At 33.4% G+C, this 11,689-nt stretch carries 13 protein-coding genes; all 13 read left to right on the top strand.

Translation table 11 applies throughout. From position 1 onward, the window contains the following. Positions 1-207: 207 nt before the first annotated feature. Complete coding sequence (locus HKP48_RS03080) at positions 208-1,020, top strand: hypothetical protein (protein ID WP_296342687.1); 813 nt, start codon at positions 208-210, stop codon at positions 1,018-1,020. 195 nt (positions 1,021-1,215) lie between these two features. After that, positions 1,216-1,458: a hypothetical protein gene (locus HKP48_RS03085; protein WP_296342688.1), complete on the top strand. Its 243-nt coding sequence runs from the start codon at positions 1,216-1,218 to the stop codon at positions 1,456-1,458. Further along, entirely contained in the window at positions 1,455-2,021 is a 567-nt protein-coding gene (locus tag HKP48_RS03090; RefSeq protein WP_296342689.1) for a hypothetical protein, read from the top strand. The genes HKP48_RS03085 and HKP48_RS03090 overlap by 4 nt, the downstream gene beginning before the upstream one ends. A gap of 623 nt (positions 2,022-2,644) precedes the next feature. Continuing rightward, positions 2,645-5,236 (top strand): tetratricopeptide repeat protein, encoded by a 2,592-nt coding sequence (locus HKP48_RS03095; RefSeq protein WP_296342690.1) that lies wholly within the window; start codon positions 2,645-2,647, stop codon positions 5,234-5,236. Positions 5,237-5,249: 13 nt separating this feature from the next. Next, positions 5,250-5,672, top strand: coding sequence for a polymer-forming cytoskeletal protein (locus tag HKP48_RS03100; protein WP_296342691.1), 423 nt, complete (start codon positions 5,250-5,252; stop codon positions 5,670-5,672). Then, positions 5,620-5,865, top strand: coding sequence for an AtpZ/AtpI family protein (locus HKP48_RS03105; protein ID WP_296342692.1), 246 nt, complete (start codon positions 5,620-5,622; stop codon positions 5,863-5,865). Before HKP48_RS03100 ends, HKP48_RS03105 begins: the two co-directional genes overlap by 53 nt. A gap of 13 nt (positions 5,866-5,878) precedes the next feature. After that, positions 5,879-6,274: a hypothetical protein gene (locus HKP48_RS03110; RefSeq protein WP_296342693.1), complete on the top strand. Its 396-nt coding sequence runs from the start codon at positions 5,879-5,881 to the stop codon at positions 6,272-6,274. 72 nt (positions 6,275-6,346) lie between these two features. Beyond that, on the top strand, positions 6,347-7,486 hold the full coding sequence (gene atpB, locus HKP48_RS03115; protein WP_296342694.1) for a F0F1 ATP synthase subunit A: 1,140 nt from the start codon (positions 6,347-6,349) through the stop codon (positions 7,484-7,486). Positions 7,487-7,505: 19 nt separating this feature from the next. Further along, positions 7,506-7,715, top strand: a complete 210-nt coding sequence (gene atpE, locus HKP48_RS03120) for an ATP synthase F0 subunit C (RefSeq protein ID WP_188373240.1) — start codon at positions 7,506-7,508, stop codon at positions 7,713-7,715. A 74-nt stretch (positions 7,716-7,789) separates the two neighbouring features. After that, on the top strand, positions 7,790-8,284 hold the full coding sequence (locus HKP48_RS03125) for a F0F1 ATP synthase subunit B (protein WP_296342695.1): 495 nt from the start codon (positions 7,790-7,792) through the stop codon (positions 8,282-8,284). Positions 8,285-8,289: 5 nt separating this feature from the next. After that, positions 8,290-8,826, top strand: coding sequence for an ATP synthase F1 subunit delta (gene atpH / locus HKP48_RS03130; RefSeq protein ID WP_296342696.1), 537 nt, complete (start codon positions 8,290-8,292; stop codon positions 8,824-8,826). Positions 8,827-8,853: 27 nt separating this feature from the next. Beyond that, a complete protein-coding gene (atpA, locus tag HKP48_RS03135) occupies positions 8,854-10,428 on the top strand; it encodes a F0F1 ATP synthase subunit alpha (RefSeq protein WP_296342697.1) in 1,575 nt (524 codons plus the stop codon). Between the two features lie 78 nt (positions 10,429-10,506). Further along, entirely contained in the window at positions 10,507-11,367 is an 861-nt protein-coding gene (gene atpG / locus HKP48_RS03140) for an ATP synthase F1 subunit gamma (protein ID WP_296342698.1), read from the top strand. Positions 11,368-11,689: the final 322 nt, after the last annotated feature.

Raw genomic sequence — 11,689 nt, forward strand, 5'->3', positions numbered from 1 at the left:
TACTTCGACTATGCTCAGTATAAACTAAAGTCGAGAAACCTTTAGGTTCAGCGAAGTTAAATCTAATAATTTAAAAGCCTAATAATTTTTTTAGGCTTTTATTTCTTAAACTAATATAAAAGCTTAATTTTATAATGCTATTGATTATAACTCCCTTATAATTAATCTATTGTTGATTTTACAATATTAATTAAAATCTAACAATCCATGTTAAAAAACCAGAAATTCAAAGTACTATTACTTTTAGTACTTACTGCTCTCCTAAGTTACCAATGTTCTAATGAGGATGAGAACCTTATTGAGTCAAATATTAATATTATAACAGTTACAGATGCCGAGGCACTTGGCTTTTTAGATAATCTTAGACAAAACCAAAGTCAATCCCGAAGCACAAGTGTACCTTATGTAACCATATACGATACTCATATCTCAAATTATGAGATTACAAATACTGATGAGGTATTAACAGTTTTACCAGCGGTACTAAACAACGGAGAAGCTTACAGCCGTGTAGCTCTATTAAATATAGATGGAGAGATTAAGAGTATTGTTTATAGTATGTATTCATTTAATAATTTTACGACTGATAATTTTTTTGGAGAAATATTAATAACAGATTTAGAAGGCAATTTTATCAATAGATTTAAGGTTGAAGATGGACTAATGGTCTCAAAATACATGTCTAATGAAGATAGTAGTCAAGATGATTCTGCAGCTAGAAGCACCAATTGTGATTGTCCGTGGGAATGTGGTTATTGTGAGTTAGAAGAGGTCGTTATTATAGCAACGCCAAGACCTGAGATAGTAGATTTATTTACAACAGTTGCTCCAGAAGGTGCTGATGTCGGAGACGAAGTTGGTAATCCTACAGGCGGCGGTGGCGGTGGAAGTAGTGGTGTTGGCGGTAATGGTAATGGTTTTAATGATGTTAATTGTGGATTTGACCAAATATTAGATGCCGATGGAGATTGTGTGACAACTGAAACTGATTGTGGAGAAGGTTATACAATTAATGAATAAGGAGAATGTGAAGAGAGCTATGAGCCAGACCCTGAATCATTTTGTTTTGAAACAAATGGTTTATGGCAAGAAGCCGCAACAACTGGTGTAAAATTCTGGATAAATTTAGTCACTATTTCACCTACTGGTATCAAAACAGAATATAAACATTTGGTCAATTTTCCTCAACCTATATTATTCGGGATGCCTTCTAATTTGCAGATAGGCAACGTTGATATTACAAATGAACTTGCAGCACAAGTTACTGCTAATACAGTTAACAGGATCATGAGAGAGACTGCGGATAGATTTGCGTTCCAAGAAGTTTCTACTATGGCAGTAGAGCAATACTTCCGAAGTGAACTGATTAGACAATTTCCTCTTTATGTTCCAGGCGGTAGAGTTCAATTTAACGCCATGAATTTCTCAGGAACTCCATGCATTTTTAGACATTTATGATTTTAGAACAAGTATTAACTAATATAGCAAAATTATATTATCCAACAGGAGTCTGTTCATTAAAAGACTATGATAAATATATCAAAACATTTGAAGCTGTTAATCTACATAAGAACTTAAATAAATTATTTGAAAATCAAATAATTCGTGAAAGAATTTTATCTAAATTTAGAGAACACAAACAAATAAAAAACATTCAGGATGTGTCTGCTAAATCATTTGATAGATGTTATACTTATAAAAGTGAATTCATAGAAAAAAATCAACTTTATCAATTAATAGTTCATATTAGTTTAATAGTTCCTTTTTATAATGTAGAAGTAACCAAAAATACAATTTCTTTAGAACCATACAGATGGATAACAATACCCAATAGAGATAAAGAGTCTGAGAATGGGGTTTTTAAGAAGCAGATAGAACTAATTTCGAAAATCATAGAAAAAGAGATTTCGTATAAATTATTTCCAGAGGATTTAAAAAATGAAATACTGCCCAATTTGTCTTATGGTGATATTGGGATAGGAAATCTCACTTTTTTCAATGCTTTTTTTTTAAAACCATAGAATTATGAAAAAAATTATAATATTAAGCTTATTAATTATTTTGTCGATTGGTTTTGTCTTGGAAGAAGAGTCTTTAGTTTACAATATTAAAGACACCTACTATGTTATAAGTTATTTTACAATCTCAATAATTTTAAGTGTAATAATTTTTCTTCTATATATGTCTTTGAGTTATTTTCTAAAAAAACGTAAAATTTCTTAAAATAATTGAGTGTAAAATAAAGAGAAAAATAATAATTAGGTGTAAATTATTACGACATTCGGCTAGGTGAGTTAACTTTATTCAATGCATTTTTTGTATGTCCGTAATCAGTAATAATTTAGATTTCAAACACATTCTGTCACATTGAGTACTTCGACTGTGCTCAGCATAAACTAAAGTCGAAATGTCTTGCAAATCAAAAACTTAGATTTCTCGACTACACTTCGACTACGCTCTGTGACCACGCTCGAAATGACAGATACATTCTGATTATTACACTTTAAGGACATACAATAATATTTTGAGTAATGTGCTAAAACCTTATTGTTTTCTACAAAAACTCAAAAAGATGTTTATTTTTACAACATAAGATAAGAAAACGGAGTGTTATTCGTTATTCTTAAACTGAAAATCTAATCTTTTGAAATCATCTATTAAAGTAGTAGTATTTGTCTTTTTACTAGCGTTAATCTTTCAGGGTTGTTCGCGTAAAAAGGACACCTTTATTAACCGAGCTTGGCATTCTGTGGGCACAGAATACAACACTCTTTATAATGGAGAAGTTGCTCTACAGAAAGGGTTAGTGACGGTTAATAACGCCTATACCGAAAACTTTTGGGAGCTGTTACCCGTAGAACGTTTTGAAGTCAAAGATGAAATAAGACTAGGGAATAAGGCTGAAAATTCAGATTTTGAGCGTGCTGAAGAAAAGGCAACCAAGGCCATTCAATTACACAGCATGACTATTGGTGGGAAAGAAAAAAACCCTCAAATAGATGAAGCTTATTTATTACTCGGAAAATCGAGATATTACGACCAACGCTTTGTGCCTGCACTAGCGGCATTTAATAATATTCTTAACAAGTATCCATCTAGCGATAAGATAAACCAAGTTAAATTTTGGCGCGAGAAAACAAACTTACGTTTGGGCAGTCCAGAATTGGCAATTAAAAATTTAAAACGTCACTTAAAACAAGAACAAATTGAAGGTCAGGATTTAGCAGATATTTCTGCCGTTTTAGCAGAAGCCTATCTAAACATAAAAGAAAAAGATACAGCACTTCGATATATCGATACTGCCGCTGTAGCCACCAAGATTAATGCTCAAAAAGCGCGTTATAATTTTATAAAAGGCCAACTCTATAATCAGCTCGATAAAAAAGACAGTGCTAATATGGCCTTTGACGAAATTATAGAGATGCATCGTAAAATTCCAAGAGCATTTTACATCAATGCGCACTTAGCAAAATCCAATAATTTTGATGCAGATACTGGAGATGGATTTCTTTTTCTAGAGTATCTCACAGAGCTCGAAGAGAATCGAGAAAATCGTCCTTTTTTAGATAAAATATACGACCGTATTGCAAGATTTCATCAAGAGCAATCAAGAGATAGCTTGGCCGAAGTATATTATAACAAAGCGATAGCTTCTAACAAGTCATTAAACAAAGACAAGACACTTTTTGCAAATAACTATCTAACGCTTGGTGATATGTATTTTGATAGAACAGAATACAAAGTCGCAGGCGCTTACTACGACAGTACACTAACAAATATGGTAGAAAAAACAAAGCCCTACCGAGTTGTTGCTAAAAAGCGTAAAAATCTTGATGATGTTATTTATTACGAAGGTATAGCAAGAGGTAATGATAGTATTTTGAGTTTGGTTAAGCTACCTAAAGAAGCTCAGGTTTCTTATTTTAAAGCTTACATAAAAGAGCTAAAAACCAGAGATTCTTTAGCTTCAGAATTATTAAAGAAAAAGTCATCGAAAATTTCAAGCGCTGGTACTAATAAAGGATTTTCAACACCATTTGGTAGACAGGGCAATAACTTACCAGGAGCGCCAGGAAGTAATGGTGACAATTCAGATTTTTATTTTTATAACTCAAGTACTGCACTTTACGGTAGAAACGAGTTTATAAAGTTGTGGGGAGAACGCCAATTACAAGATAACTGGCGTTTATCAGCTGGAGCAAAAGCTAGAGATGGTGTCATCAATCCTAATGCAAAAGGAGGCAATGAAATTGTTACACAATTAGAACTCTATGAGCCAGATTACTACATCAATAAATTACCTACAGATAAGGTAGTCTTAGATAGTATTACAAAGGAGCGTAATTTTGCATATTACCAGCTAGGGCTTATATACAAAGAGAATTTTAAAGAATACGAACTTGCAAAAAATAAGCTTAAAAAGTTATTAAATAGTACTCCTGAAGAGCGTTTGATTCTTCCTTCGAAATATTATTTATATAAAATCTATGAGTTGTTAGGCGAAACTGATGAAGCAGAGATTGCTAAAAACCGCATCATAGCAGAGCATCCAGATTCTAGATATGCTGAGATTTTACGTAACCCAAATTCACAATTGGCAAGGGATGAAAATAATCCTGAAAGTATTTACGAGAATCTATATCGGAAGTTTGAAAATCAAGAATATGCTGAGGTCATAACTGCTGCTGAAGAACAGATAAAAATATTTGAAGGTGATGGTTTTGTACCCAAGTTCGAAATTTTAAAAGCTTCTGCTATTGGTCGCCTCAAAGGCCTTGAGGCTTATAAGGAAGCTGTAAACTATGTGGCATTAACATATCCAAATTCTGAAGAAGGGAAACGAGCACAAGAGATTTTGGTAAATGCATTACCACTTATGGAAAATAAAGAATTTGCTCCTGAAGACGAAGGCAACTCGTTTTATGTGGTCTACGAGTTTGATAGTTCAGCAAAAGAGGAAATTAAAAACTTTGAAGAAGAATTATCAAAAATAATGGAGCGCTTACCTTACAAGGATATTACGCTTTCAAAAGATGTATACGATGAGAACACAACCTTTTTAGTTGTTCATGGAATAAAGCATATCACATCTGCTTATGGCTTTGGACCGACGCTTCAAGATTATAAAGAAGAAAAAACAAAAGGAATCACTAAGAAGTATTTTACTATATCATCTGCCAATTATGCGATTATTCAAAGGTATAAGAATTTGGAGTTGTATATGAAACCCGAATAAAAACGAAACAAATATGTTTTCAGATAAAAAACAAAAATCTACTATGGAGACAACGACAAAGCAAAATATAATTGCACAAGGAACAAAAATTTTGGGAGACATAGAAAGTAAAGGGCCTTTTAGAATAGACGGTTCTATCGAAGGAAATGTCTCTACAGAAGGTAAAGTAGTTATCGGAAAAGCAGGAGAAGTCAAAGGGACATTAAATGCGGTTAATGTTGATGTAGAAGGAAAGTTTGCAGGAAAACTAGTCATTAAAGGTACATTGTCTTTAAAGTCTACAGCACAGATTGATGGCGAAGTACAAGTCAATAAATTGGTCGTTGAGCCAGGAGCTACATTTAATGCAACGTGTAGTATGGGTGCCGTTAAAGCACTAAACAATGGAAAAAAAACATCCAGAAAAACAGATAAAGGAACAGAAAGAACGGCTTAATTCTTATGCTCGATTTTCTGGTATTGCTATACAGATGATAGCCATTATTGCTGTAGGTACTTATATTGGTGTCAAGCTTGACGAAAAACACCCAAACAAACACAATCTTTACACACTTGGTTTTACATTAGGTTCGGTAATTGCATCAATTGTTTATGTAATAAGGCGTATTATTGTAGTTTCAAAAGAATAATAAAGGTTTTATTATGGAAGCGTTCAAAAAAAGACAGATTTCGTTTTTATTCCAACTCATTGCAGTAACAGCTGTTTTGTTAGGTCTTCATATGTATTTATTAAGCTATTTTGCCGAGAAAATAGACTTCTTTTTCCCTGTATGGCATATTTATGTGTTTCATTTTCTGGTAACAGCACTATTTTACACAATCATTAATTACAGATTCTCATCGGGTAAGACCAACGTTTTTAATTTGTTTATGGGACTAACGTTTTTAAAGATGATTTTAGCCATTCTTTTCTTATTACCGCTTTTGCTTTCTGAGTTTGAAAACAAACAACCAGATGTTTTCAACTTTTTTATTCCGTATTTTATGTATTTGTTTTTTGAAGTTTATTCACTCACCAAGTTTCTTCAAAAGGCTTAAAATTCAATTAAAATCAGAGGAAAAAGCACTTCAAAAATTATATGAAAATTAGTGTTTGTCAATTCATATAATGTGCGTACATTTGCAGCGAATTTAAAGCAAGGTATTTTTAACCCCGTAAGAATGAGAATAAACACCTTTAAAAGCATCACATTATTTGCAATATTTTTTGCAGTATTTAATGTAAGTTTTGCCTCTGAGATTAAAGAAGCCGGAGACGATGAAAAATTCGACCCCAAAGAAATGATTCTACATCACGTAAAAGATGCTTACGGGATGCATTTATTTGATTTTAATAGTCACCCTGTTTCTATTCCACTTCCAGTAATTACTTATACAGACAAAGGTCTTACGATGTTTTCTTCATCGGAGTTTCATCATGATTATAATGGCAAAGTTATTGTTGAGAAAAACGGACAGCGTTTTGTAAATGTACACGAGAAAGTATACGTTTTAGAAGAAGGGGCTACTTCAGTAAAATATGATGCTGAGCATCATCCTACAAATGCGCACAGACCAAAGTTGGATATATCTATTACTAGAAATGTATTTATGATGTGGGTGTCAATAGCTGTTTTATTTCTAATCTTTTTAACAGCAGCTAGACGTTATAAGAAGTCAGATGATAATGTACCTTCCGGTATAGCGAGTTTTGTAGAGCCTTTAGTAGTGTTTGTAAGAGACGAAATTGCAAGACCCATGATTGGTGAGCATAAGTATAAAAGATATATGCCATATTTGTTAACCATATTTTTCTTTATATGGATTAATAATATTTTTGGATTGATTCCAATATTAAATGGTGCTAATTTAAGTGGTAACATCGCGTTTACATTTACATTAGCAGCTATTACATTTATCATAACAACATTTAGTGGTAATAAAAACTATTGGAAACATATTTTTTGGATGCCAGGTGTTCCTGTTCCAATGAAAATATTTTTAATGCCAATTGAGATTATTGGTATGTTCGTTAAACCAATTTCGTTAATGATTCGTTTGTTTGCAAACATTACAGCAGGACACGTTATCATATTAGCATTAATGTCATTAATATTTGTATTCAAGACGGTTGCAATTGCACCGGTATCTGTAGCATTTTCATTATTTATTACAGTCATTGAGGTTATTGTGACAGCAATACAAGCCTATATATTTACAATATTGTCAGCCTTATATTTTGGGATGGCAACAGAAGAAGCACATCATTAATTAATTTAAATTTTAAACTATGACTATTACAGGAATTGCAGCGATTGGAGCTGGTTTAGCAGCGATTGGAGCTGGTATGGGTATCGGTAGAATTGGTGGGTCAGCTATGGAAGCTATGGCACGTCAACCTGAGATGCACGGAAAGATTCAGTCTTCTGCATTAATCTTAGCAGCCTTCGTAGAAGCGGTAGCACTATTTGGTGTTGTTGTTGCTTTCTTACAAGGGTAAAACTTTAAAATACAGAAGTAACGGTTGGTTGCTTCTGTGTTTTTAAAATTTAAGTTATTTAAAACAAAACAAAAATGGATTTAATTACACCGGAATCTGGACTTGTCATTTGGACACTAGTTACATTTTTAATATTACTTCTTATCTTAAGAAAGTTTGCTTGGAAGCCTATTTTAGGTGCGGTAAGTGATAGAGAAGAAGGTATTAAAGATGCTTTAGCTTCTGCGGAAAAGGCACGCCAAGAAATGGAGAACCTTACTGCAGATAACGAGCGCATTTTACAAGAGGCACGTGCAGAGCGTGAAGCTATGTTAAAAGATGCTCGTGACATGAAAAATAAGATGATTGCTGATGCGAAAGACGAAGCTCAAGAGCAAGCCAATAAAATGATTGAGCAAGCTCAGGCAGCTATTGAAAGCGAAAAGAAAGCAGCAATGGCAGAATTAAAAAGCCATGTCGCAGGTTTATCAATAGATATCGCTGAAAAAGTAGTACGTAAAGAATTATCTAACAAAGGCAGTCAAGAGAAATTGGTTGAAAAAATGTTAGGTGAAGCAACTTTAAACTAATATAAATGTCAGGATCAAGAGCAGCCATAAGATATGCTAAAGCGGTTTTGAGCTTAGCACAAAATCGAAAAGCAGAGGAAGTAGTAAATAATGATATGAAATCTATCGTTAATGCTATTGCTCAAAGTGCTGAGTTAAATCAGATGCTTCAGAGTCCTGTTGTAAGGTCTTCGAACAAAAAAGCGGTGTTGTCTTCAGTTTTTTCAAACGCGAATACGATTACATCAAATCTTATTGACACATTGATTTCTAACAAAAGATTGGCTCTTTTAAATGAAGTGGCATTAAGTTACATCAATTTATACGACCAATTAAGAGGAAGTCAAGTTGCAAAAGTAACAACAGCTGTAGCTCTAACTTCAGATTTAAAAACTAAAGTTTTAGCAAAAGTAAAAGCGCTTACAGGTAAAGAAGCAGAATTAGAAAACATAATAGATGAAAGCATTTTAGGTGGTTTCATTTTAAGAGTAGGTGATATACAGTACAATGCTAGTATCGCTAATAAGCTTGATAAATTAAAAAGAGAATTTACATTAAATTAAGATAATATCTATCTAACATAAATAAAGATGGCAGAAGTAAAACCAGCTGAAATATCAGCAATCTTAAAACAACAACTTTCAGGTTTTGAAGCAGGCGCTTCATTAGACGAAGTAGGAACAGTATTAACTGTAGGTGATGGTATTGTACGTGCTTACGGATTAGCTAACGCACAATATGGTGAATTAGTAGAATTCGAAGGTGGTACAGAAGGAATTGTACTTAACCTTGAAGAAGATAATGTAGGTATTGTACTTTTAGGTACTTCAGTAGGTGTTAAAGAAGGTTCTACTGTAAAACGTACTGAGCGTATTGCCTCTGTAAAAGTAGGCGAAGGTATTGTAGGACGTGTTGTAGATACCTTAGGTAATCCAATCGATGGTAAAGGACCAATTGTTGGTGAAACTTACGAAATGCCAGTGGAGCGTAAAGCACCAGGTGTTATCTACAGAGAGCCAGTAACTGAGCCATTACAAACAGGTATTAAAGCAATTGATGCTATGATTCCTGTAGGTAGAGGACAGCGTGAGTTAGTAATTGGTGACCGTCAAACAGGTAAGACAACGGTTTGTATTGATACAATCTTAAACCAAAAAGAATTTTATGATGCAGGTGAGCCTGTATATTGTATATATGTAGCCGTTGGACAAAAAGCATCAACAGTTGCAAATATTGCAAAAACTTTAGAAGAAAGAGGCGCATTAGCTTATACAACTATTGTAGCTGCCAACGCATCTGATCCAGCAGCAATGCAGGTATATGCTCCTATGACTGGTGCATCTATCGGAGAATATTTTAGAGATACTGGTCGTCCAGCATTAATTATTTATGATGATTTATCTAAGCAAGCAGTTGCTTACCGTGAGGTATCTTTATTATTACGTCGTCCTCCAGGACGTGAAGCATACCCTGGTGACGTTTTCTATCTTCACTCAAGGTTATTAGAGCGTTCTGCAAAAGTTATTAATGATGATAGCATTGCTAAGGAAATGAACGATTTACCAGATTCCCTTAAGCCGTTAGTAAAAGGAGGTGGTTCTTTAACTGCATTACCTATTATTGAAACTCAGGCTGGTGATGTATCTGCATATATCCCAACCAATGTAATTTCGATTACAGATGGACAGATTTTCTTAGATGGTGATTTATTTAATTCTGGTGTACGTCCAGCAATTAACGTGGGTATTTCAGTATCTCGTGTTGGTGGTAACGCACAGATTAAATCAATGAAAAAAGTATCTGGTACATTAAAATTAGACCAAGCACAGTTCCGTGAATTAGAAGCATTTGCTAAGTTCGGTTCAGATTTAGATGCATCTACATTAAATGTTATCGAAAAAGGTAAGCGTAATGTTGAGATTTTAAAGCAAGCACAAAATGATCCGTTTACCGTAGAAAATCAGGTAGCTATCATTTATGCGGGTTCTAAGAACTTATTAAGAAACGTTCCTGTAGAAAAAGTAAAAGAGTTCGAAAGAGATTTTATTGAATTCTTAAACGCTAAGCATAGAGATACTTTAGATACGTTGAAGTCAGGTAAATTAACTGATGAGGTTATTGACACCTTAACAAACGTTGCTAAAGACCTAGCAGCTAAGTACTAAATAATAAACTAATGTCACTCTGAGTGTAATCACTGAGCAAAGCTGAAGTGCAAACGAAGAGTCTTTATCTAATAAAGAATGGCTAATTTAAAAGAAATACGCAACAGAATATCATCGGTGTCTTCAACGATGCAGATTACCAGCGCCATGAAAATGGTATCTGCTGCTAAGTTAAAAAAGGCTCAAGATGCTATTACAGCAATGCGTCCTTACTCTAATAAGTTGACAGAATTATTACAAAGTCTTAGTGCAACATTAGATGCAGACTCTGGAAGTAAGTATTCTGCTCAAAGAGAAGTCAAAAATGTTTTAGTTGTTGCGATAACTTCAAATAGAGGGTTATGTGGAGCTTTTAATTCTAACATTATAAAGCAGACGAACGTTTTAATTAACGATGTATATTCGGATAAGAATGTTTTAGTATTAGCTATTGGGAAAAAAGCTAATGATGCTTTTTCTAAACAAGACAAAGTTATAGCTAATAAAAGTGAAGTTTTTGATACACTAACTTTTGATAACGTTGCTGAAATTGCTGAAATGCTTATGGATAAGTTTGTTAAAGGCGAGTTTGATAAAATAGAACTGGTTTATAACAGCTTTAAAAATGCTGCTACACAGATTGTAATGACAGAGCAATTTTTACCAATTGTTCCTATTGAAGGTGAAGCTAATGTAAACCTTGATTATATTTTTGAACCTTCAAAAGAAGAAATTGTAGACACTTTAATTCCTAAGTCATTAAAGACACAACTATTCAAAGGGATAAGAGATTCATTTGCTTCTGAGCACGGAGCGCGTATGACAGCTATGCACAAAGCAACGGATAATGCGACTGAATTAAGAGACCAATTGAAATTGACATATAACAAAGCGAGACAAGCTGCAATTACTAACGAAATCCTTGAGATTGTTGGTGGTGCAGAAGCTTTAAATAATTAGAAATTTTATTTCGCTATATAATAAACCTCACTATTTAAATAGTGAGGTTTTTTTATGTCTACTATTTTAATAACTGGCATAACTATCAGGGCAAAATCATACTTTTTTAGACAAAAAAATAGTGAGCTATCTACATGATTTTTAGTTGTTTAAGTTATTAATTATTTGTATATTATACTGATAATCAACAGCTTAACACAATGAATTCATCAGGTAATTTAAAAGACATTTTCGGACAAATACAAGACCACAGAAGCCATATAAACAAGCTTCATAATTTAGTTGACATCCTTCTTATTGGGATAATTGCAGTAATTTGTGG

Origin of the sequence: Winogradskyella sp., from assembly GCF_013042245.1 — a bacterium.
GTDB lineage: Bacteria > Bacteroidota > Bacteroidia > Flavobacteriales > Flavobacteriaceae > Winogradskyella.

Excerpts from the sequence above, each read along its gene's own strand:
- HKP48_RS03080 (WP_296342687.1), top strand. The coding sequence starts at position 208 with ATGTTAAAAAACCAGAAATTCAAAGTACTATTACTTTTAGTACTTACT.
- HKP48_RS03090 (WP_296342689.1), top strand. The coding sequence starts at position 1,455 with ATGATTTTAGAACAAGTATTAACTAATATAGCAAAATTATATTATCCA.
- HKP48_RS03100 (WP_296342691.1), top strand. The coding sequence starts at position 5,250 with ATGTTTTCAGATAAAAAACAAAAATCTACTATGGAGACAACGACAAAG.
- HKP48_RS03105 (WP_296342692.1), top strand. The coding sequence starts at position 5,620 with ATGGAAAAAAAACATCCAGAAAAACAGATAAAGGAACAGAAAGAACGG.
- HKP48_RS03110 (WP_296342693.1), top strand. The coding sequence starts at position 5,879 with ATGGAAGCGTTCAAAAAAAGACAGATTTCGTTTTTATTCCAACTCATT.
- atpE (WP_188373240.1), top strand. The coding sequence starts at position 7,506 with ATGACTATTACAGGAATTGCAGCGATTGGAGCTGGTTTAGCAGCGATT.
- HKP48_RS03125 (WP_296342695.1), top strand. The coding sequence starts at position 7,790 with ATGGATTTAATTACACCGGAATCTGGACTTGTCATTTGGACACTAGTT.
- atpH (WP_296342696.1), top strand. The coding sequence starts at position 8,290 with ATGTCAGGATCAAGAGCAGCCATAAGATATGCTAAAGCGGTTTTGAGC.
- atpA (WP_296342697.1), top strand. The coding sequence starts at position 8,854 with ATGGCAGAAGTAAAACCAGCTGAAATATCAGCAATCTTAAAACAACAA.
- atpG (WP_296342698.1), top strand. The coding sequence starts at position 10,507 with ATGGCTAATTTAAAAGAAATACGCAACAGAATATCATCGGTGTCTTCA.